This window comes from Janthinobacterium foliorum, from assembly GCF_978021625.1.
On the sequence record NZ_CDXDQE010000001.1, the window covers coordinates 631,407 to 653,293 of the forward strand.

The window sequence follows — 21,887 nt, forward strand, 5'->3', positions numbered from 1 at the left end:
CTTGCGCGCGGCGGGTTTCCCCGCCACAGAATTTCACTCCATACAGTAAAGAAGAATATGTCCGACCAAAACAAGCCAGCAGCCCCCAAGCAGAACAAGAAACCGGAAAGCAAGTATCCGGTCAACATGACGGAAACCCCTTTCCCGATGCGCGGCGACATGGCCAAGCGCGAGCCGCAATGGGTACAGCAATGGCAAGACAAGAAAATCTACGAGCGCGTGCGCAAGGCCGCCGCCGGCCGTCCGAAATTCATCCTGCACGACGGCCCGCCGTATGCGAATGGCGACATCCACCTGGGCCACGCCGTCAACAAGATCCTGAAGGACATGGTCGTCAAATCGCGTTCGCTGTCCGGCTTTGACGCGCCGTACGTGCCTGGCTGGGATTGCCATGGCATGCCGATCGAAATCCAGATCGAAAAACTGCATGGCAAGAACCTGCCGACGGCCGAAGTGCTGGAAAAGGCCCGCGCTTATGCCAACGTGCAGGTCGAGCGCCAGAAGAAAGACTTCATCCGCCTGGGCGTGCTGGGCGAGTGGGACAATCCCTACCTGACCATGGCGCACGGCAATGAAGCGGACGAACTGCGCGCGCTGGGCAAGCTGCTGGAAAAAGGCTATGTGTACCGCGGCCTGAAACCCGTCAACTGGTGCTTCGACTGCCAGTCGGCGCTGGCCGAGGCGGAAGTGGAATACGCGGAAAAGCGCGATCCCGCCATCGACGTCGGGTTCAAGTTCGCCGAGCCGGAAAAACTCGCGGCCGCCTTCGGCCTGCCGGCGCTGCCGACCGAGAACGGTTTCATCGTCATCTGGACCACCACGCCGTGGACCATCCCGTCGAACCAGGCGCTGAACGTGCACCCGGAAGTGAAATATTCGCTGGTGAAGGCCGAGCGCGATGGCCAGCCCCTGCTGCTGATCCTGGCGCAAGACCTGGTCGTGGCCAGCCTGGCGCGCTTCAAGCTCGATGGCACGACGATCGCCACCTGCGATGGCGCGGCCCTGGCCGGCATCAGTTTCCGCCATCCGCTGCACGCGGCAGACGCCTTCTACGACCGTTTGTCGCCGCTGTACCTGGCCGAATACGTGACCACGGAAAGCGGCACGGGCGTGGTGCACTCCGCGCCGGCCTACGGCCTGGACGACTTCATCTCGTGCAAGGCGCATGGCATGAAGGACGACGACATCATCAAGCCGGTGATGGGCGACGGCAAGTTCGCCTCGACCCTGCCCCTGTTCGGCGGCATGACCATCTGGGAAGCGTCGAAGCCGATCTGCAACGCCCTGCGCGAAGCGGGCGCGCTGTTCGAAGTCAAGATGTTCGACCACAGCTACATGCACTGCTGGCGCCATAAAACGCCGATCATCTACCGCGCCACCTCGCAGTGGTTCGCCGGCATGGACGTGACGCCGAAGGACGGCGGCGCGACCCTGCGCGAAACGGCCCTGCAAGGCATCGCCGACACCGAGTTCTTCCCGGACTGGGGCCAGGCGCGCCTGCACGGCATGATCGCCAACCGTCCCGACTGGACCCTGTCGCGCCAGCGCCAGTGGGGCGTGCCGATGGCCTTCATCGTGCACAAGGAAACGGGCGACCTGCATCCGCGCACGCCGGAACTGCTGGAGCAAGTGGCCAAACTGATCGAAAAAGACGGCATCGAGGCATGGCAGTCGCTGGACCTGGCTGACCTGATCGGCGACGAAGCGGCCATCTACGCCAAGAACAAGGATACCCTGGACGTGTGGTTCGATTCCGGCGCCACGCACCAGACGGTGCTGGGCGGCCCCCAGGCGCATGGCTCGCACTCGACGCAGCTGCAGTTCCCGGCCGACCTGTACCTGGAAGGCTCGGACCAGCATCGCGGCTGGTTCCATTCGTCGCTGCTGGTGTCGTCGATGCTGAACGGCCGGCCGCCATACAAGGCCTTGCTTACGCACGGCTTCACGGTCGACGGCGAAGGCAAGAAGATGTCCAAGTCGCTGGGCAACACCCTGGCGCCGCAAAAGATCTCCGACACCCTGGGCGCCGACATCCTGCGCCTGTGGATCGCCTCGACCGACTACACGGGCGAGCTGTCGATCTCCGACGAAATCCTGAAGCGCGTGACGGAATCGTACCGCCGCATCCGCAACACCCTGCGCTTCCTGCTGGCCAATACCTCGGACTTCCATCCGGCGACCGATGCCGTGCCCGTGGCGGACCTGTTCGAAATCGACCGCTATGCGCTGGCCAACATGGCCTCCTTGCAGCAGCAGATCGAGAACAACTACGCGCGCTACGAATTCCACCCGGTGGTATCGAAACTGCAGACGTACTGCTCGGAAGACCTGGGCGGCTTCTACCTGGACATCCTGAAGGACCGCCTGTACACCACCGGCCTGGGCTCGCACGCGCGCCGCTCGGCGCAAACGGCCCTGTGGCACATCACGCAAAGCCTGCTGCGCCTGATGGCCCCTGCCCTGTCGTTCACGGCCGAAGAAGCGTGGGCCGTCTTCGCGGGACCGGAAGCGTACGCCGCCAGCGATGAAACCATCTTCACGCAAACCTGGTGGCAGCTGCCGGAAGTGCCGGACGCCGCCGAGCTGCTGGAAAAGTACACGGCCCTGCGCGCCGTACGCACGGACGTGACGAAACAGCTGGAAGACTTGCGCACCTCGGGCGCCATCGGCTCTTCACTGCAGGCGGAGCTGACGATCAAGGCCGCGCCAATGAAGTACAAGCTGTTGACCACGCTGGGCGACGACTTGAAGTTCGTCTTCATCACCTCGCAGGCAACGGTGGCCGAAGTGGCCGACGAAGCCTCGGAGGAAGTGCTGGTCGCCGCGTCGACGGCACCGAAGTGCGAGCGCTGCTGGCACTACCGCGCCGACGTGGGCACGGACGCCGCGCATGCCACCCTGTGCGGCCGCTGCGTCAGCAACCTGTTTGGAAAAGGCGAATCGCGCCGTTTCGCTTAAAGCAGCAAGCCGGGGCAGGATGACTCCTGCACCGCTCCCACCGCCGCTGCCTGCAAGGACAGCGGCGGCTTTATCTTCCCTGGAAAAATATGGCCACTAAAAACCGTTTTTCATCGAAATCGTCATCGTCTTCCCTGGTACCCTGGCTGGGTATCGCCGCCATCGTCATCCTGTTTGACCAGATCACCAAGATCACGATCCTGAAGACCTTCAGCTATGCACAGGAAAAGGTCATCACTTCGTACTTCAACCTGGTGCTGGCGTATAACAAGGGCGCCGCGTTCAGCTTCCTGTCCGACCAGGGCGGCTGGCAGCGCTATTTCTTCACCGGCATCGCCCTGGCGGCCGCCATCTACATCGTCTACCTGCTGAAGAAGCACGCGGGCCAGCGCATGTTCTGCTGGGCCCTGGCGCTGATACTCGGCGGTGCGCTGGGCAATGCCATCGACCGCCTGATCTACGGCCACGTGGTCGATTTCCTCGATTTTCACTGGAAGAGCTGGGGCCATTTCCCCGCTTTCAATATCGCCGACAGCGCCATCTGCATCGGCGCGGCCCTGTTCATCATCGATGAACTGCGCCGGGTAAACAAGTAATCACGACTGCGGGAGAACGGCATGGAATTGTCCGGCAAAAAAATCGTCCTGGGACTCTCGGGCGGCGTCGCCTGCTACAAGGCGGCGGAACTGTGCCGCGCGCTCACCAAGGCGGGCGCCTCGGTGCAAGTGGTGATGACGGATGCGGCCAGCCATTTCATCACGGCCGTGACGATGCAGGCGCTGTCCGGCCACCCCGTGCACAGCAGCCAGTGGGATGCGCGCGTGGCCAACAACATGGCGCATATCGACCTGACGCGCCATGCGGACGCCATCCTGATCGCGCCGTGTTCGGCCGACTTCATGCGCAAGCTGGCGCACGGCGTGTGCGACGACCTGCTCTCGACCCTGTGCCTGGCCCGCCCGGCCCACCTGCCCCTGCTGGTGGCGCCGGCCATGAACGTGGAAATGTGGCAGAACCCCGCCACGCAGCGCAACGTGCAGCAGCTGCGCGACGACGGCATCAAGCTGCTGGGCCCCGCCGCGGGCGACCAGGCCTGCGGCGAAACGGGCCTGGGCCGCATGCTGGAACCGGAACAGCTGCTGACGGAACTGATCGCCGCCTTCCAGCCGAAGGTCCTGGCGGGCAAGCGCGTGCTGGTCACGGCCGGCCCCACCTTCGAAGCCATCGACCCCGTGCGCGGCATCACCAATCTGTCCTCGGGCAAGATGGGCTATGCGGTGGCGCGCGCGGCGCGTGAAGCGGGCGCCGAGGTGCTGCTCATTTCCGGCCCCACGGCGCTGGACGCGCCGTTCGGCGTGCGCCGCATCAATGTGCAAAGCGCGCAGCAGATGCATGATGCCGTGCTGGCCCACGTCGACGACCAGCATGTCTTCGTCGCCGTCGCCGCCGTGGCCGACTGGCGGGTCGTCAACGCCAGCGAACAGAAAATGAAGAAGCAGGCCGACGGCTCCGTGCCGGAGCTGCAGTTCGCGCAGAATCCCGACATCCTGGCCACTGTTGCGGCGCGCACCAACCTGGCCGGCTATCCGTACTGCGTCGGCTTCGCCGCCGAATCGGAAAACCTGGTGGAATTCGGCTCGACCAAGCGCGAGAAAAAGGGCATCCCCCTGCTGGTCGGCAATATCGGCCAGAACACCTTCGGCCAGGACGACAACACCATCATCCTCTTCGATGAGGAAGGCCATACCGTGCTGCCGCGCGCCTCGAAACTGAACCTGGCACGCCAGCTGATTTCGGAAATTTCCAAGCGCCTGGCGCGCAATTCGCTGCTCAAATAACCCTTTTTATACGCTTTAGCTTCAATGAAAAATATCGACATCAAGATCCTCGACGCCCGCATGCAAGAAATGCTGCCGGCCTACGCCACCCCGGGCAGCGCGGGACTCGACCTGCGCGCCTGCATCGACGAAGCCATCACCATCGAAGCGGGACAGACGGTGCTCATTCCCACCGGCCTGGCCATCCACATCGGCGACCCGTCATATGCGGCCATGATCCTGCCGCGCAGCGGCATGGGCCATAAAAACGGCATCGTGCTGGGGAATCTGGTAGGCTTGATCGACTCCGATTACCAGGGCCAGCTGATGGTATCGACCTGGAACCGGGGCCAGAGCGCTTTCACGCTCAACCCCATGGAACGCCTGGCGCAGCTGATTATCGTGCCGGTGCTGCAAGTGGGCTTTAACGTCGTCGAGGAATTCGGCGACAGCGAACGCGGTGTTGGCGGTTTCGGCAGCACCGGAAAACATTAACAGCGACTGACAAAGCGTAGCGAGCGGATGTGATTTGTGCCTGAGAAGCGCAGCTGTGCGAATGCACGGGGCCGCCGAGGCAGCGAGCATCGGAGGCCGCAAATCGCGTCGCGCAGCAGGTTTTGTCAGGAGCGACAAGAAGGAATAGTTTATGCCAGGCTTACGCCATCTGATCTCAGCCCAAACTTCGCTGCGCCGATTGGCCACTCCCCTCCTGCTGGCCAGTGCGGCCATCCTCACCGGCTGCACCACCCCGGCCACGCATGTCAGCGGCCCGTTCAACGTGGTGCCGGCACCCGACGCGCCCGCCCTGACGGCGCAGCAAAAGGCGGCGCAGGAAGAACTGGTCAGGATGGTGGCGCTGCAGGACCGCCTGTCGAAAGTCTCGGCGCCCCTGCTGATCAACAATGCGGACCTGTGCAAGACGTATGCGCGCAACCTGCTGGGCTTCACGGCGCAGAACAAATATTCCTACCCGGGCATCTACGCCGACGCGGCGCAGGCGGCGCTGGGCTACGGCGAGCAGATGCAGGTATCCGGCGTGCTGCCGGGCAGCGGCGCCGCGCGCGCCGGCCTGCGCAAGGGCGACGCCTTGCTGGCCGCCGAAGGCAAGCCGCTGCCGGCCGGCCCCAAGGCGGAAGGCCCGTTCGGCGCCATCGTCGGCCCGCTGGCGTCCAAGAGCGCCAGCCTGAACATGACTATCGCCCGCGAGGGACAGCAGCAGGACCTGAAAATTCCCGTCACGCGCGCCTGCGCCTTCCGCGTCGCCCTCGGCAATGCGGACAATATCAATGCATATTCTGACGGCGCGCGCATCATGCTCACGCGCGGCATGATCGGCGCGGCGCAAAACGACGAAGGCATCGCCTTTGTCATCGCCCGCGAAATGGCGCACAACATCCTTGACCACGCGCGCAGCCAGCGCACGGCGGGCACTTCCGGCAGCATCATCGACAGCCTGGGCGCCGTGCAGCCCGACGTGTCGATGCTGACGGGCGCCGCCGGCATCAAGGCCATGCCGCAGGAACTCGATGCCCAGGCCGACGCCCTGGCCATCTACCTGCTGGCGCGCGCCGGCTACAATATCGACAACGCCGCCCGCTTCTGGCAAAACCTGGCCACCCAGGTGCCGGCCACGGTGGCCAACGGCTACACGGCCCTGCACCCTGGCACCAACTCGCGCATGGCAGCCATCAACCGCGCCGTGGCCGACGTGCGCGCCAAGCAGGCGGCGAAGAAGCCCATCAAGCCTTGAGCACCCAGGACGCCTGACGCGGCAGGTTTGCTCAGGCGCCCGGGAAATTGGGGAAGTAGGTGCCCATGATCCAGGTCAGGGCGCCGCAAAACACCACCGCCAGGAACAGGGCGATGAGCAGCTTGCCGAACTTGGGGATGCCGTCGTCTTGGGTCTCGCGCTCGTTTGACATGAAAACTCTCCGCAGGCTGTTGGAGAGCGTAGTATAGCCACAATATTGAAGAAACTTCCATACTTTGCCGCCCCCGCGCGGCAAGCAAACTGCGCGCGCCATGGACAGCATCGACCTTGAAGTTCTGAAAACCAGCGCCGCCTGGCTCGCCGCCGGGCGGCGCTGCGAACTCGTCACCGTCATCAAGACCTGGGGTTCCAGCCCCCGTCCCGTGGGCGCCACCCTGGCCATCTGCGACGATGGCACGGTGGTCGGTTCCGTGTCCGGCGGCTGCATCGAGGATGACCTGATCGACACCGTGCGCCTGCACGGCATCGTGCGCACGCGGCCGGAAATCGTCAGCTACGGCATCAGCGCCGACGAGGCGCACCGCTTCGGCCTGCCCTGCGGCGGCACCATCGAGCTGGCCATCGAACCGCTGCATGCGGGCAGCGGCGTGGCCGAACTGCTGGCGCGCCTGGAAGCCCATGAACTGGTCGAACGCCGCCTCGACCTGCACGGCGGCGCCGTCACCCTGCAGCGCGCCGTCCCAGGCGCCGTGCTGGCCCTGGACAACGACGTGCTCACCACCCAGCACGGCCCGCGCTGGCGCCTGCTGATCATCGGCGCCAGCCAGCTGTCGCGCTTCGTGGCGCAAATCGCCACGGCCATGGATTACCACGTCATCGTCTGCGACCCGCGCGAGGAATACCGCGGCGGCTGGAACGTGCCCGGCGTGCCCCTGCTGCACGCCATGCCCGACGACCTCGTGCTGGAATTAAAGCTCGACAGCCGCAGCGCCGTCGTCGCCCTCACGCACGACCCCAAGCTCGACGACCTGGCCCTGATGGAAGCCCTCAAATCCCCGGCCTTTTACGTGGGCGCCATCGGCTCGCGCGCGAATAACGCCAAGCGGCGCGAACGGCTGCTGCAGTTCGACGTCAGCGCGGAACAGCTGGCGCGCCTGCACGCCCCCATCGGCCTGTACATCGGCAGCAAGACGCCGGCCGAAATCGCCATTTCCATCCTGGCCGAACTGACGGCCGTCAAAAATGGCGTGCCGGATGCGCTGCAGATCCAGCACGCGGCCGCCTTGACGCCGCCCAATCCTGACCTCTGCGTGCGCTGACGCCTGACAAGCAAGAAACGAGATGCGCCGGCGGCGCACCCCTGCTACCTTCCCTCATTTTTAGCCACCATGACCCTGCTGCACTGGACGCTCCCCCTGCCCCCCGGCTACCGCCGCGACGATGTCATCGCCTTCCACAGCCGCGACGGCGAAGCCGTGGCGGAGCAGGTCACGCCTGCGGGCCTGCGCAAGGGCATCCTGCTTGCCGGCGTGCCTGTGGTGCTGGACGTGACCTTCACGGACGCCGCGGCCGTCTGCCGCGCCGAGATCGATGGCGACGCCGATGCCGCCGCCGCGTTGCAAACACCGCTGCATGGCGCCCTGCTCAACATTCTCGGCCTGCGCATCGACCCGCAGCCGTTCGCGCAGCTGGCCGCCGGCGACCCGCTGCTGGCACCGCTGGTCGGCCGCAACCCGGGCCTGCGCATCGTGCAATCGGCCAGCCCCTTCGAGGCGCTGACCTGGGCCATCATCGGCCAGCAGATCAACCTGCCGTTCGCCATTTCCCTGCGCCGCACCTTCATCCTGCAGGCGGGGCGCCGGCACAGCAGCGGCCTGTGGTGCTATCCGGAGGCGCGCGACGTGGCGCGGCTGGCCATCGAGGATTTGACGAGCCGCAAATTCTCGCGCGCCAAGGCGGAAACCGTGCTGCGCCTGGCGCGCCTCGTCGATGACGGGACGCTGTCGCTGGAACTGCCGAAGTCCGGCGACGTGGCCGCCATCTCGCAATCGCTGCTGGCCGTGAAGGGCATCGGCCCGTGGACCGTCAATTACGCGCTGCTGCGCGGTTACGGCCATGCCGACTGCTCGCTGCATGGCGACGTGGCCATCCGCGCCGCACTGCAAAAACTGCTGGGCGAGGAGGCCAAGCCGGACATGGCGCGCACGGAGCAGTGGCTGCGCCAGTACGCGCCGCACCGCACCATGGCCGCCGCCCACCTGTGGGCCAGCCTGCATGCGCCGGCAAAAAATAGTTTGCCGGCGCGGGAATAAACGGCGGGCGGCAGGCGTCTATCCCTTGCAAGCCCACCACAACCAAGGAGACCATCATGCGCCTTACCACCACTTTTGCCCTGACCGCTCTTGCCGCCCTGCTGTCCGCCCCGCTGGCCTTCGCCGCCGACGCCATGCCCGCCAACGGCATGCTCGTCAACGCCAGCGGCATGACCGTGTATGTGTTCGACAAGGACGTGGCCGACAGCGGCAAGAGCGCCTGCAGCGGCGGCTGCCTGGTCGCCTGGCCCGCCGTCATCGCCACCGAAGCGGCGCCTGCCGCGCCGTACGGCAGCATCAAGCGCGAGGACAATGGCGCCATGCAGCTGACCTACAAGGGCAAGCCGCTGTACCTGTACAAGGAAGACAAGAAGCCGGGCGACATGGCGGGCGACAATGTCAAGAACGTGTGGCACGTCGTCAAGCCATAACCATCCTGCGCCGCCATGACCGCATTCGACGACAGCCGCCAGCTGCAAGCGTGCCTGCCGGGCCTGCGCCGCTATGCGCGCGCGCTGGCGGGCGCCCTGCATGCGGACGACCTGGTGCAGGACACCGTGGAGCGGGCCTGGCGCAAGCTGCATCAGTGGCAGCGGGGCGGCGAGATGCGGCCCTGGCTGTTTTCCATCATGCATAACCTGCACATGGACCGATTGCGCCGTCCCGGCCTGGCGCTGCAGGAACTCGACGACGACGCCCTGCTGCCCGCGCCCGAGCGCGCGCCGGGGCAAGCCATCGCCATCGGCGAGATGGATGCGGCGCTGGCCCGCCTGCCGCTGGGCCAGCGCGAAGTGATCCTGCTCGTCGCGCTGGAACAGATGCCGTACGAGCAGGTGGCGGCCACCCTGGGGATCCCCGTCGGCACCGTCATGTCGCGCCTGTCGCGCGGGCGCGAGAAACTGCGCGCACTGCTCGATGGCCGCCCCGCCAGCGGCCACGGCGCGCCCACCCTGAAAGTCGTGAAATGACTACGCAAGCCATCCGCGAAGCGCAATTGCACGCCCTGGCCGACGGCGTCCTGCCCGAAGACCAGCGCGCCGCCGTCGACGCCCACCTGCGCGCGCATCCGGACGATGCCACCCGGGTGGAGGCTTGGCGCGAACAGAACCGGCAGTTGCGCGCCCTGTTCGACCCGGTGCTGGACGCCGCCATGCCGCCAGCGCTGCTGCAGGCGGCCGCGCCGCCGGCGGCCAACGGCGCCTGGCGCCGCCACGCCATGCAGGCGGCAGCCGCCGTCGTGCTGGTGGTCGCGGGCGGCGCCGGCGGCTGGCTGCTGCGCGGCGGCGAAGGAGCGGCCGCCAGCGCCGGCCCGCTGTCCCTGGCGCGCAGCGCCGCCATCGCCCACGCCGTCTACACCCCCGAAGTGCGCCACCCCGTCGAAGTGGGCGCGGAACAGGAAGCGCACCTGGTGCAGTGGCTGTCGAAACGCCTGGGCAGCAAGCTGCAGCCGCCCGCGCTGTCGCCGCTCGGCTACCAGTTGATCGGCGGGCGTTTGCTGCCCGGCGACGGCGACGGTCCCGTGGCGCAGTTCATGTATGAAGATGGCAAAGGCCAGCGCCTGACCCTGTATGTGGCGAAAGAGCGGGCCGGGCGGCAGGAAACGGCCTTCCGCTATACGCAGGAAAAGGACCTCGGCGTGTTTTACTGGATCGACGGCCAGCTCGGCTACGCCCTCTCGGCGAACCTGCCGAAAAAGGAGCTGGGCAGGATCGCCAATGCCGTGTACGCACAGCTGGAACAGCCGCGCTGACCCCGTCCATCCATGCGCAAGTGCGCCGCACGCCGATCCGATATCAAGCCAGCGCGCGCCGGAGTTCCGCATACGCCTCGGCCAGCCGCTTCGTCGAATAGCCGCGATTGAGTCCGCTGGGGTTGGGCAGTATCCAGGCGCGCGCACCGCCGAAGCGTTCCGCCTGCTCGCCCCAGTCCACTCGACGCTTGCCCGTCATCGCCGCATACGCGGCCTTGCCCAGGAAGGCGATCCACTGCGGCTGGGCCAGCGCCAGTTTTTGCTGCAAGCCCGTCGCCGCCTGCGCGAATTCGTTTGTCCCGACCTGGTCCGCCCGCTGCGTCGGACGCGCGACGGCCGCCGTCAGGCCCAGGCCAAATTCCAGCACGCTGCGGTCATCCTGCGGCGCCAGCTGGTGCGGGGTGAAACCGGCCAGGTGCAGAACGGTCCAGAAACGGTTGCCGCGGCCGAGGAAATGGTGGCCGGCCACGGCCGCGTCCACGCCGGGATTGAGGCCGCAAAACACCACCTGCAAGCCGGGGCCGAGAATATCGGGCAAACCCGGCGCCGTTGTACTGTGTGACATGGCTACGCTCCTGTGCAAGGAGCTGCAGTATAGAAGAATGCGGCGGGGCTCACTTGCCGTGCCTGCACCGCTGTGCCAGCTGCAGCAGGACCGCCATGACCGCCACCGCCGCAGCGCCCAAGGCCAGGGACCACGCGGACCAGTCCAGCAAGAGCAGCACGCCGCCGGCCGCGGCGCCGATGGCGCTGCCCAGGTACAGCGCCGACTCGTTGAGGGCGATGGCCAGGTTGCCGTCGCCCTGCCCGGCGCGCGCGGCCAGCAGCTGCTGGTTCTGCGGCACTTGCAGGGCCCAGCCGGCCGCGCCCCACAGCATGATCGGCGCCAGCATCAGCCACGCCGACCAGCCTGCCGCCAGCGGCAGCGTGCCCAGGGCCAGCGCCAGCAACAGCAGAATGTACAAGGTCAGCCCCGGTGCGGACAGCCTGTCGGCCAGCGGCCCGACCAGGATGCTGCCGGCGATGCCGCCCACGCCCCAGGCCCACAGGAAAGGCGTGACGGAAAGCGCCTCGCCCTGCGCGGACCAGGCCAGCAGCGGCGCGACAAACGTGTACATGCCCAGGCTGGCGATGGCCGCCAGCAGGGACACCAGCAGCATGGCCAGCACCTGCCCGTCCGCCAGCAAGGCCAGCTTGCGGCGCAGCGCGATGGGCGGCGCGGCCGGCAGCGCGGGCAGCTTCCACAGCAAGCCCGCCAGCGCCAGCGCGCCCAGCACCGCCACCAGCCACAGGGCGGCCGCCCAGCCCAGCTGCTGCGCCAGCAGCAAACTCAGCGGCACGCCCAGCACCGTGCCGCTGGCCATGCCGCCCATGATCACGCCGATGGCCTTGCCCCGCTGCTGCGGCGCCGCCACGCCCGCCGCCGCCGCAATGCCCAGCGCCAGGTACACCCCCGCGCCGATGCCGGCGATGGCGCGCAAGGCCAGCAAACTGGCAAAACCGGGCGCCAGCGCGCTGCCGCCATTTGCCAGCACGAACACGGCCAGCGCCCACAGCAGGCCGGAGCGCTGCGCGCGCGCCGGCAGCAAGGCCACGGCCAGCGGCGAACCAAGCCCGTAGGCCAGGGTGAACGCCGTCACCAGCTGCGCGGCCATCGCCACGGAGACGGAAAAGGCGCCGGCAATCATCGGCATCAGGCCCGCCGTCACGTACGACGCCATGCCCAGCGCGAAGGCGCCCATGGCGATCAGGTAGACGGTGGCAGGCAGCGCGGTGGTTACACGCGTACCGGAGGAGGAAGCATCAAGCATGGAGCGCTTTCAGGAAGAAAGCTGGCATTCTGGAATACAATATAAACAATTACAATTTAACTGTTTATGCTATTACTTGCAGCAACAGGCTCATTTGAAAGACAGCACCATGCGCACCTTGCAACGCACCCGCCACGAATTGGCCGCCTACCTGCAGGCCGGGCGCGCGCGGCTCTCGCCGGAAGCCGTGGGCCTGCCCGGCGGCGGGCGGCGGCGCACGCCGGGCTTGCGCCGCGAAGAAGTGGCGGCGCTGGCGGGCGTGGGGCTGACCTGGTACACCTGGCTGGAACAGGGACGCGACATCGGCGTCTCCAGCGCCTTTCTCGACAAGCTGGCCGAAGTGCTCAGACTCGATGCGGGCGAGCGCCGCCACCTGTTCCTGCTGGCGCACGCGCGTCCGCCCGCCGAAGAAGGCAAGACGTTTTGCGTGGTGCCGCCGCTGGTGCGCCGCCTGATGCATGAACTGGCGCACCCGGCCTACGTCCTCAACCTGCGTTGGGACGTGCTCGCGTTCAATGCGCACGCCGGCGCCCTGTTCGGCTTTGGCGCGCATGCCGCCTCGCGGCGCAACCTGCTGTGGCTGCTGTTTACCGACCCGCTGCTGCGCCAGCGCTTTGCCGGCTGGGAAGAGCAGGCGCCGCTGATGCTGTCGAGCTTTCGCCGCGACTATGCGCGCGCCACGCAGGAAGCGGACATCCACGCGCTGGTGGCGGAACTGGAAAAAGTCTCGCCCGAATTCAAGCTGTGGTGGCGCCGCCATGATGTGCATGCGCCGTGCGAAGGCGTGCGCCAGCTGGAGATCGACGGCGAGCAGATCGCCCATGACCACACCTCGCTGACCATCGATGCGGACCGCCACTTGCGGCTGGTGGTGTACGCGCGCCAAGCATAAGAAGAGGCAGCAGCGCACAACGAAAAAACCGCCGACCCTCTTGCGAGGAATCAGCGGCTTCGAATTGGTTGCGGGGACAGGATTTGAACCTGTGACCTTCGGGTTATGAGCCCGACGAGCTGCCAGACTGCTCCACCCCGCAGGCGAATTATATACCAGATTGTTGCGGGGCGTAAAGGGCCAGAATTGACAATCTCATGCGTGCCCCATGTTGGGGAACATTGCCGGCGGGGCGCAATGAAAAAAGTCGGCGTCGGTGGGATTAGCGGCGGAACGCCGCGCAATGAATGCGACTGCATGGTTGGCCCAGGTCGGCGTCGGCGTCGGCGTCGGATTACGCGCTTGCGCGCCAATCCGACCTACCTGGCCGGTCAATGCACCGCCAACGAAAAAACCGCTGACCCTCTTGCGAGTATCAGCGGCTTCGAATTGGTTGCGGGGACAGGATTTGAACCTGTGACCTTCGGGTTATGAGCCCGACGAGCTGCCAGACTGCTCCACCCCGCACAAGAATTATAAGCGCAAACCGCCGGCTTAGGCAATAGCTATCTCAACTTCGACTGCAATAGAGCCATTGAATTACACAGGGTGTTAAAAAGTTCTGCCTTCACGGGCCGGCATTCTGCTCGCCCGTCACGCCACACGGCATGCAATCGGTGTACAGTAAGCGTTACACTAGTCACCAACATGATCCCAAGCCTGCCCATGAAATTCTGTTCCGAATGCGCCCATCCTGTCAGCCTGTCCATCCCGGAAGGCGACAACCGTCCGCGCTATGTCTGCGCCAACTGCGACGCCATCCATTACCAGAACCCGAAAATGGTGGTCGGCTCGATCCCCGTGTGGGAGCAGGATGGCCAGCTGCAGATACTGCTGTGCAAGCGCGCCATCGAGCCCCGCTACGGCTACTGGACCCTGCCGGCCGGCTTCATGGAAAACGACGAGACCACCTCCGATGCGGCCGAGCGCGAAACGGTGGAGGAAGCGGGCGCGAATATCGAACTGGGCCCCCTGTTTTCCTTGCTCAACGTGCAGCGCGTGCATCAGGTGCACCTGTTCTACCTGGCGCGCCTGCGCGACCTCGATTTCGCGCCCGGCGTCGAGAGCCTGGAAGTGCAGCTGTTTACGGAAGCGCAGATTCCCTGGGATGACCTGGCCTTCCCCACCATCCGCGCCACCCTGGAACTGTTCTTTGCCGACCGCGTCAAAATCCGCGAAGGCGGCAGCTACGGTTTCCATACGGGCGACATCACGCGCCCGATGGCCCGCCCGGATGCCGATGCCGATGCCGAGCGTACTTCCTGATCCCGTCGCCGCATGATCCCCTGGCTCGACATCCACACGCCCTTCCCCGACGTCTCGCGCGCGCTGACCGGCGAAGCGCCCGGCCTGCTGGCGGCCGGCGCCGACCTGTCGCCCGCGCGCCTGCTCGACGCCTACCGCCACGGCATCTTCCCCTGGTTTTCCGAAGGCCAGCCCATTTTATGGTGGAGCACCGATCCGCGCATGGTGCTGATGACGGAGCACTTCAAGGTATCCGACAGCCTGGCCAAGACGCTGCGCAAGGTCGCGCGCAGCGCCGCCACCGACGGGCGCTGGCAGCTGCGCTTCGACGGTGATTTCGAAGCCGTCATGCGCGCCTGCGCGGCACCGCGCAAGGATGGCCCCGGCACCTGGATTTCCGACGAAATCATCGCCGGCTACACGGGCTTGCACAAGCAGGGCTACGCGCACTCGTCGGAACTGTGGTGCGATGGGGAGCTGGTGGGCGGCGCGTATGGCGTGTCGATCGGGCGCATGTTCTATGGCGAGTCGATGTTCGCGCGCGTGACGGATGGCTCGAAGATCGCGCTGGCCCACCTCGTGGGTTTTTTGAAAGCGCGCGGCGTGGCCATGATCGACTGCCAGCAAGAAACCAAACACCTGGCGTCGCTGGGCGCGGCGCCCATTTCGCGCGCGCGGTTCCTCGCCCATCTGCGCGTCGCCATTGAAGCAGCGCAAATCACGGACTGGCAATCTGCAACACCTGCGTAAAAAAGTTATGATATCTCCAGGCACGCTTTCATTGCCGCGGACAGACCAGACAGGATCAGCATGACGCACCTGAACGAACTACCGTTTGCCACCCTGCAGTTCTACACGACGGCGCCCTACCCGTGCAGCTACCTGGACGACCGCCAGGCCCGCTCGCAGGTGGCCACGCCCTCGCACCTGATCAACAGCGACGTGTATTCGGAACTGGTGCGCAACGGCTTTCGCCGCAGCGGCATTTTCACCTACCGCCCCTATTGCGACGGCTGCCAGGCCTGCATCCCCGTGCGCGTCGTGACGGGCGAGTTCACGCCGAACCGCAACCAGCGCCGCGCCTGGAGCCGGCATGCCGACCTGCAGGCGGGCGTGGCCACGCTCTCCTTCCTGGACGAGCACTATGAACTGTACCTGCGCTACCAGAGCACGCGCCACGCGGGCGGCGGCATGGACCAGGACAGCCGCGACCAGTACGCGCAGTTCCTGCTGCAAAGCCGGGTCAACACGCGCCTGGTGGAATTCCGCGATCCGGACGGCACCCTGCGCATGGTCAGCATCATCGACGTGCTGGCCGATGGCCTGTCCTCCGTCTACACGTTTTTTGACCCGGACGTGGCGGGCGCATCGTACGGCACCTACAACGTGCTGTGGCAGATCGCCCAGGCACAGGAACTGGGCCTGCCCTACATCTACCTGGGCTACTGGATCGAACAGAGTCCGAAGATGGCGTACAAAATCAACTTCAAGCCGCTGGAAGCGCGCGTCAAGGGGCAGTGGGTCACCATGTAATGCCGGGGTTAATGCTGGGGTCAGCCCCCTCGTCAGGTAGGTCGGATTAGCGGCGGTACGCCGCGTAATCCGACACTGCTGGGCCAACAATGGTGTCGGATTACGGCGCTGCGCGCCTAAGCCGACCTACTTGCTCTTGTCCGGGAACGCCGGACGCTTGGGCCGCACGGGCGGGTTCTTCGCCAGTTCGGCCTGGATCACTTCGATGGCTTTTTCCAGCTGCGGATCACGCCCGGCGATGATGTCGGCCGGTGTTTGCTCGACTTCGATATCGGGCGCCACGCCTTCGTTTTCCACGCCCCAGCCATTTTCGCGTGTCCAGAACGCCAGGTTCGGCGCCGTGATCGTGCCGCCGTCCATCAGCACGGGGAAGCCCAGGATGCCTACCAGGCCGCCCCAGGTCGCCTTGCCGATCAGCGGACCCATGTTATTTTTGCGGAACATCCACGGCAGCAGGTCGCCGCCCGAGCCGGCCGTTTCGTCGATCAGCATGGCGCGCGGCCCCTGGATGGAAGCCGACGGCGTCTTCATGTCGGCGCCATAGCGCATGGTCCACCAGGCGATTTCCTTCTTCTGCAGGATCTCGATGTAGTAATCGGCCACGCTGCCGCCGCCATTGAAACGCTCGTCGACGATGATGGCCTGCTTGTCCGCCTGCGGGAAGAAATAGCGCTTGAAGTAGGTGTGGCCCAGCCCCGCCGTATTGGGCACGTACACGTACGCCACCTTGCCGCCCGTGGCCGCATTCACCTTGCGCATATTGCCTTCGATCCAGTCGCGGTTGCGCAAGGCATCCTCGCTCGGCACGGGCACCACGGTGATGGTGCGCGCGCCCTTGCCGTCGGCAGACGGCCCGACCGTCAGGTCGATGGCCTTGCCGGCCGTGTTTTCAAAAGCGCTGTAGAGATTCGTCGGCGGCGCCAATGGGCGGCTGTCGACGGCCAGCAGGTATTCGCCCGCCTGCACGTTCAGGCCAGGCTCCGTCAGGGGCGCGCGCAGGGCCGGATTCCAGTTCAAGCCGCCGTACACTTTCTTGAAACGATAGTGGCCGTTGCTCACTTCATAGTCGGCGCCCAGCAAGCCACCCGGCACCTTCTTCGCCTCGATGAAATCATCGCCGCCGCCGCCGCGGTGGTGGCCCACGGCCAGTTCGCTGCACATCCACTGTATCAATCGATTCAGGTCGGCGCGGCTCGACAGCTCGGGCAGGAAGACAGCGTATTTGTCGCGCATGGCCTTCCAGTCCACGCCGTGCATGCCCGGATCATAGAAATAATCGCGGTTGATGCGCCACACCTCGTTGAAAATCTGCGTCCATTCGGCGCGCGGATCAGCTTTCACTTCGATGGCGTCGACCTTGATCTTGCCTTCGCCGGGCGCCAGCAGCTTGCCCGTGGCGGAGCCCATGGCCCAGTTATCCTTCTGGCGGTACAGCAGCTTCTTGCCATCGGCCGACACGTCGAAGTCATCGGCTTCCGCCACCACCGTTTCCGCCTTGCGATCCTTCAGGTCGAAGCGCTGCACGGCCTTCTTGCCATCGCTTTCGCGCAGCAGGAAGATCTGTCCTGCGGCGCCGGCCGTCAGACTGGAGAACTGTGCGGCCGGCAGCGGCAGGTCGACGATGCGCGTGGCGATGCCGTCGAAGTCGATGCGGATCGGCGCCACCGGCGCCACCACGACTTTCGGATCGTCGCGGCCCGTCTTCGGATCGATCTTCGGTTCGTTCTTCGCCTCCGGTTCCGCCTTGGCCGTGTCTTTTTTGGCATCCACGCTGGCGGCCTTTTCCTCGTCGCTTTCCTTGATCAGCGGCGATGGCAGGTCGCGCCGCAGCACGGCCATCCAGACGGTGCGCGTCACCAGATTGTCTTCGTTCTGCTGCGAGAACCAGTTGTTGCTGGGGCCCGCATTCGTCGAGGCGAAGAAATACAGGTACTTGCCGCTCTTGTCGAACACGGGCTGGGCCACGTCGGACAGGCCATCGGTCACCGGCATCGACTTGTTTTGCTCGACGGAATAGATGTAGGCGCTGCGCGTGTAGGTGGGCGAGTTGAGCGTGTAGGCCAGCCAGCGCGAATCGGGCGCCCACGAGGCGCGCATGCTCTTGTCGACGCCATACATCGGTTCCGTGGCGATCTTCTGCACCTTGCCCGTGCCGACATCGATCACGTACATGCTCCAGCCATTGTCGGCGAATGCGATCTTCCTGCTGTCGGGCGACCAGACGGCGTTGTCATAGAAGCCGCTGCCATTGAGCTTGAGCTTGCGCACCGCGCCCTTGCCGTCCTGCGCGCGCACATGCAGCTCGTATTCGCCCGACTCGTCCGTGAAATACGCCACCGAGCGGCCATCGGGCGACCAGATCGGCGTGCGCTCGTTGGCGCCGGCCGTCTGCGTCAGGTTGCGCACGTCGCCCTTGTCGGCGGGGATGGTGACGATCTCGCCCCGGTACTCGAAGGCGACCCTGGCACCGGACGGCGAGATGGAGGCGTCGCGGATGTATTTCGCATTCTTGACCCAGCGCGGGCGCGTCTGTCCCAGGTCGCTGGCCACGCCGATGGTGAGTTTGCGCGCCTGCCCGCTGGCGATGTCGAACGCGTGCAGGTAGCCGGCCTGCTCGTAGACGATCTTGCCGTTCGCCGCCGAGGCGTTCAGCACGGGGAAATCCGCGTGCTGCGTCAGCTGGCGCACGGCCTTGCTTTTCACGTCGTAGGCAAACAGGTTGAATTCGCCGTTGCGGTCGGAGCGGAAGTACACGGTGTCGCCCAGCCACATCGGGTCCACGTCGTTCGAGCGCGTGGCGGGCTGGGGGATTTTCTCGATCGACTTGTCGCTGGACGAGAACAGCCACAGCCAGGAATTGGTGCCGCCACGGTAGCGTTTCCACTGCTTGAAGGCGGGCATCAGGGGGTTGTACGCGATGCGCTTGCCATCGGGCGAATAGGCGGCGCGCGAGGCGTTGGGAATTTCCAGCTGCGTTTCCACGCCGCCCGCCACCGGCACCGTAAACAGCTTCTGGAAGCGGTTGTTGAAGGCGGCACGGGGCGAGGTGAACATCACGGACTGGCCATCGGGCGTAAACGCCTGCGCCAGGTCGGCGCCCGGATGGAAGGTCAGGCGGCGCGGCACGCCGCCCGCCGCCGCGATCACATACACGTCGACATTGCCATCGATGTTCGCGCTATACGCGATCAGGCTGCCATCGGGCGAGAACACGGGATTGGACTTGTCGCCCAGGTCCGACGTCAGGCGCCGCGCGCCGCCGCCGTCCAGGTTCGACAGCCACAGGTCGCCCGCATAGATGAAGGCGATATGGCGGCTGGAGACGGCCGGCTCGCTCAGCATGCGGGTGTCCTGGGTATTCGGCAAGGCCAGGGCCGGGTGGCTCAGCAGCAGTGCGCTGGCGGCCGCGATGGCGGTCAAAATGCGTGTCTTTTTCAATCGATGTCTCGCTTGTAAGGTAAAGAGAACAGAGAAAAAACAGGAAGGTCCACGGTCGGAATGCGAATTAGCATTGAAATAATATTGCACTTGACCAACAAGAACTATACACCCGGCAGCCGCGCGGAACACGGTAAAATACCGCAAATTACACAGCGCGCCGCCAGCGTTTCCCGGCGGCCTGCGCATCACCATAAAAGCGCCCCCATGTCTGAAAAATTCCTGTACTCCCTCGCCCGCCCGCTGCTGTTCTCGATGGATGCCGAAGCGGCCCACCATTTCACCCTGCCGGCCCTGAAACGCGCCAGCGCGCTGGGCCTGACCAAATTGTCCGGCAAGCCGGCGGCGGACCCGCGCACGGTGATGGGCATCACCTTCCCGAACCCGGTCGGCCTGGCCGCCGGCCTGGACAAGGATGGCGCCTACATCGACGCGCTGGCCGACCTGGGCTTCGGCTCCATCGAAGTGGGCACCGTCACGCCGCGCGCACAGGCGGGCAATCCGCAACCGCGCATGTTCCGCCTGCCGCAGGCGCAGGGCATCATCAACCGCATGGGCTTTAACAATGGCGGCGTGGACGCCTTTGTCGCCAATGTGCAGGCGTCGAAGTTCTACCAGAACCGCGCCGGCGTGCTGGGCCTGAACATCGGCAAGAACGCCGACACGCCCATCGAGCGCGCGGCCGACGACTATCTGCTGTGCCTGGAAAAAGTCTACCCGTACGCCAGCTATGTGACGGTCAACATCTCCTCGCCGAACACGAAGAACCTGCGCCAGCTGCAAGGCGCGTCCGAGCTTGACGCCCTGCTGTCGCAGCTGAAGGAAGCGCAGGCGCGCCTGGCCGACAAGCACAAGCGCTACGTGCCGCTGGCTCTCAAAATCGCGCCGGACATGGATGGCGAACAGGTGAAAAGCATCGCCGACTCGCTCACGCGCCACCAGATCGACGGCGTCATCGCCACCAACACGACCCTGTCGCGCAGCGCCGTGGAAGGCATGCCGCATGGCGCCGAAGCGGGCGGCCTGTCGGGCGCGCCCGTGTTCGAACTGTCGAACACGGTGATCCGCTTGCTGAAGGCGGAACTGGGCGACGCGCTGCCCATCATCGGCGTGGGCGGCATCATGCAGGGCAGCGACGCCGTGGCCAAGTTCGAGGCGGGCGCGCAGCTGGTGCAGCTGTACAGCGGCCTGATTTACGCCGGTCCCGCCCTGATCAAGGATTGCGCGCGCGCGCTGCGCGGCAAGCAGGCAAAATGATCGCCAGGATCAAGCTGGGCGCCAGCAGCCTCGAAGTGAGCAAAATCTGCCTGGGTACCATGACCTTCGGCGAGCAGAACAGTGAAGCCGAAGCGCACAGCCAGCTCGATTACGCGCTGGAGCGCGGCATCAATTTCATCGATACGGCGGAGATGTATCCGGTCATGGCCAGCGCGCAGACGCAGGGCAGCACGGAGCGTCATATCGGCAGCTGGCTGAAGAAAAGCGGCAAGCGCGGCGACATCGTCCTGGCCAGCAAGGTGGCGGGGCCGAACTCGCGCATGCACTGGATCCGCAATGGCAAGACCGACCACGACGCGGTGAACATCCGCGCCGCCGTCGAGGGCAGCCTGCGCCGTCTGCAGACGGAGCACATCGACCTGTACCAGCTGCACTGGCCCAGCCGCAACCTGCCCATCTTCGGCGCCAGCGTCTACAACCCGCGCAAGGAACACGCATCGGTGGCCATCGAGGACACCCTGGCCGTGCTGGGCAAGCTGGTCGACGAAGGCAAGATCGGCCACATCGGCGTGTCGAACGAATCGTCGTGGGGCGTCTCCGAATGCATCAAGCAGGCCGAGATGAAGGGCCTGCCGCGCATCGTGTCGATCCAGAACCTGTACAACCTGACGGCGCGCCACTTTGAAACGAGCCTGCTGGACGAAACCTGCCATCGCGAGCACGTGGGCTTGCTGGCCTACAGCCCGCTCGCCTTCGGCCAGCTGACGGCGAAGTACCTCGACGACCCGCAGGCCAAGGGACGCCTGACGATCTTCCCCGCCGGCTGGAGTCCCCGCTACATCCGTCCCGCCACCATCGCGGCAGCCAGCCAGTATGCGGCGCTGGCGCGCGCGCATGGCCTGACGCCGGCGCAGCTGGCGCTGGCCTGGTGCTACTCGCGCTGGTTCGTCGCCTCGACCATCATCGGCGCCACCAGCGTGGCGCAGCTGCAGCAGAACATCGATGCCTGGCAGCTCAGCTTGTCGCCGGAACTGGTGGCGGCCGTCGACGCCATCCACGCCAGCCTGCCCAATCCGGGCCAGTAAACGGCCGGGCGCGTGGCGTCGCGGCGGCACGCGACGCCACGCGCCCCGCCGGACTACCAACTCTCAGCGCAGATAGTC

Annotated in this window: 20 protein-coding genes and 2 tRNA genes; 16 read left to right on the forward strand and 6 right to left on the reverse strand. The window is 65.7% G+C overall.

Going from position 1 to position 21,887, the window contains the following annotated elements; genetic code table 11:
* Positions 1 to 57 precede the first annotated feature (57 nt).
* The 5 genes from ileS (at position 58) to ACZ92H_RS02870 (ending at position 6,525) form a co-directional block, all read left to right on the forward strand.
* Positions 58 to 2,958: an isoleucine--tRNA ligase gene (gene ileS, locus ACZ92H_RS02850; protein WP_131371541.1), complete on the forward strand. Its 2,901-nt coding sequence runs from the start codon at positions 58 to 60 to the stop codon at positions 2,956 to 2,958.
* A gap of 89 nt (positions 2,959 to 3,047) precedes the next feature.
* Positions 3,048 to 3,554, forward strand: a complete 507-nt coding sequence (lspA, locus tag ACZ92H_RS02855) for a signal peptidase II (protein WP_131371545.1) — start codon at positions 3,048 to 3,050, stop codon at positions 3,552 to 3,554.
* 21 nt (positions 3,555 to 3,575) lie between these two features.
* A complete protein-coding gene (gene coaBC, locus ACZ92H_RS02860; protein ID WP_465048107.1) occupies positions 3,576 to 4,796 on the forward strand; it encodes a bifunctional phosphopantothenoylcysteine decarboxylase/phosphopantothenate--cysteine ligase CoaBC in 1,221 nt (406 codons plus the stop codon).
* Between the two features lie 24 nt (positions 4,797 to 4,820).
* A complete protein-coding gene (gene dut / locus ACZ92H_RS02865; protein WP_131371551.1) occupies positions 4,821 to 5,270 on the forward strand; it encodes a dUTP diphosphatase in 450 nt (149 codons plus the stop codon).
* A 199-nt stretch (positions 5,271 to 5,469) separates the two neighbouring features.
* A complete protein-coding gene (locus ACZ92H_RS02870) occupies positions 5,470 to 6,525 on the forward strand; it encodes a M48 family metalloprotease (protein ID WP_465048106.1) in 1,056 nt (351 codons plus the stop codon).
* Between the two features lie 31 nt (positions 6,526 to 6,556).
* Here the strand turns inward: ACZ92H_RS02870 and ACZ92H_RS02875 are convergent, their stop codons facing one another.
* Positions 6,557 to 6,697 carry a hypothetical protein gene (locus tag ACZ92H_RS02875; RefSeq protein ID WP_465048105.1) on the reverse strand — a complete coding sequence of 47 codons (141 nt, stop codon included), beginning with the start codon at positions 6,695 to 6,697 and terminating at the stop codon, positions 6,557 to 6,559.
* Positions 6,698 to 6,797: 100 nt separating this feature from the next.
* On the opposite strand from ACZ92H_RS02875, the gene ACZ92H_RS02880 reads away from it, so the two are divergent.
* From ACZ92H_RS02880 to ACZ92H_RS02900, 5 genes are all read left to right on the forward strand, one after another.
* Positions 6,798 to 7,805, forward strand: coding sequence for an XdhC family protein (locus ACZ92H_RS02880; protein WP_465048104.1), 1,008 nt, complete (start codon positions 6,798 to 6,800; stop codon positions 7,803 to 7,805).
* Positions 7,806 to 7,874: 69 nt separating this feature from the next.
* Positions 7,875 to 8,798, forward strand: a complete 924-nt coding sequence (locus ACZ92H_RS02885; protein WP_465048103.1) for a DNA-3-methyladenine glycosylase family protein — start codon at positions 7,875 to 7,877, stop codon at positions 8,796 to 8,798.
* Positions 8,799 to 8,854: 56 nt separating this feature from the next.
* Complete coding sequence (locus tag ACZ92H_RS02890) at positions 8,855 to 9,229, forward strand: COG4315 family predicted lipoprotein (RefSeq protein ID WP_131371562.1); 375 nt, start codon at positions 8,855 to 8,857, stop codon at positions 9,227 to 9,229.
* 15 nt (positions 9,230 to 9,244) lie between these two features.
* Positions 9,245 to 9,766, forward strand: coding sequence for an RNA polymerase sigma factor (locus ACZ92H_RS02895; RefSeq protein ID WP_465048102.1), 522 nt, complete (start codon positions 9,245 to 9,247; stop codon positions 9,764 to 9,766).
* Positions 9,763 to 10,548 (forward strand): anti-sigma factor family protein, encoded by a 786-nt coding sequence (locus ACZ92H_RS02900; protein ID WP_465048101.1) that lies wholly within the window; start codon positions 9,763 to 9,765, stop codon positions 10,546 to 10,548. The genes ACZ92H_RS02895 and ACZ92H_RS02900 overlap by 4 nt, the downstream gene beginning before the upstream one ends.
* Before the next feature lie 43 nt (positions 10,549 to 10,591).
* On the opposite strand, the gene mug is transcribed toward ACZ92H_RS02900, so the two are convergent.
* Positions 10,592 to 11,113 (reverse strand): G/U mismatch-specific DNA glycosylase, encoded by a 522-nt coding sequence (gene mug / locus ACZ92H_RS02905; RefSeq protein ID WP_465048100.1) that lies wholly within the window; start codon positions 11,111 to 11,113, stop codon positions 10,592 to 10,594.
* A gap of 49 nt (positions 11,114 to 11,162) precedes the next feature.
* Positions 11,163 to 12,359, reverse strand: a complete 1,197-nt coding sequence (locus ACZ92H_RS02910; RefSeq protein ID WP_465048099.1) for an MFS transporter — start codon at positions 12,357 to 12,359, stop codon at positions 11,163 to 11,165.
* A gap of 109 nt (positions 12,360 to 12,468) precedes the next feature.
* On the opposite strand from ACZ92H_RS02910, the gene ACZ92H_RS02915 reads away from it, so the two are divergent.
* Positions 12,469 to 13,251, forward strand: a complete 783-nt coding sequence (locus ACZ92H_RS02915) for a helix-turn-helix transcriptional regulator (RefSeq protein WP_465048098.1) — start codon at positions 12,469 to 12,471, stop codon at positions 13,249 to 13,251.
* Positions 13,252 to 13,316: 65 nt separating this feature from the next.
* Here ACZ92H_RS02915 and ACZ92H_RS02920 read toward each other — a convergent pair.
* Together ACZ92H_RS02920 and ACZ92H_RS02925 are read right to left on the reverse strand one after the other, a co-directional pair.
* Positions 13,317 to 13,393 (reverse strand) — tRNA-Met (locus tag ACZ92H_RS02920).
* A gap of 288 nt (positions 13,394 to 13,681) precedes the next feature.
* Positions 13,682 to 13,758, reverse strand: a tRNA-Met gene (locus tag ACZ92H_RS02925).
* A gap of 198 nt (positions 13,759 to 13,956) precedes the next feature.
* Here ACZ92H_RS02925 and ACZ92H_RS02930 point away from each other — a divergent pair.
* The 3 genes from ACZ92H_RS02930 to ACZ92H_RS02940 are packed head-to-tail and all read left to right on the forward strand — an operon-like array spanning position 13,957 to position 16,068.
* Entirely contained in the window at positions 13,957 to 14,556 is a 600-nt protein-coding gene (locus ACZ92H_RS02930) for an NUDIX hydrolase (protein WP_465048097.1), read from the forward strand.
* A 12-nt stretch (positions 14,557 to 14,568) separates the two neighbouring features.
* On the forward strand, positions 14,569 to 15,285 hold the full coding sequence (gene aat / locus ACZ92H_RS02935) for a leucyl/phenylalanyl-tRNA--protein transferase (protein WP_131371582.1): 717 nt from the start codon (positions 14,569 to 14,571) through the stop codon (positions 15,283 to 15,285).
* 60 nt (positions 15,286 to 15,345) lie between these two features.
* Positions 15,346 to 16,068: an arginyltransferase gene (locus tag ACZ92H_RS02940; RefSeq protein WP_131371585.1), complete on the forward strand. Its 723-nt coding sequence runs from the start codon at positions 15,346 to 15,348 to the stop codon at positions 16,066 to 16,068.
* Between the two features lie 126 nt (positions 16,069 to 16,194).
* On the opposite strand, the gene ACZ92H_RS02945 is transcribed toward ACZ92H_RS02940, so the two are convergent.
* Positions 16,195 to 19,506: a S41 family peptidase gene (locus ACZ92H_RS02945; RefSeq protein ID WP_465048096.1), complete on the reverse strand. Its 3,312-nt coding sequence runs from the start codon at positions 19,504 to 19,506 to the stop codon at positions 16,195 to 16,197.
* A gap of 207 nt (positions 19,507 to 19,713) precedes the next feature.
* On the opposite strand from ACZ92H_RS02945, the gene ACZ92H_RS02950 reads away from it, so the two are divergent.
* Positions 19,714 to 20,763 (forward strand): quinone-dependent dihydroorotate dehydrogenase, encoded by a 1,050-nt coding sequence (locus tag ACZ92H_RS02950; RefSeq protein ID WP_465048095.1) that lies wholly within the window; start codon positions 19,714 to 19,716, stop codon positions 20,761 to 20,763.
* A complete protein-coding gene (locus tag ACZ92H_RS02955) occupies positions 20,760 to 21,809 on the forward strand; it encodes an aldo/keto reductase (RefSeq protein WP_465048094.1) in 1,050 nt (349 codons plus the stop codon). The genes ACZ92H_RS02950 and ACZ92H_RS02955 overlap by 4 nt, the downstream gene beginning before the upstream one ends.
* Positions 21,810 to 21,887: the final 78 nt, after the last annotated feature.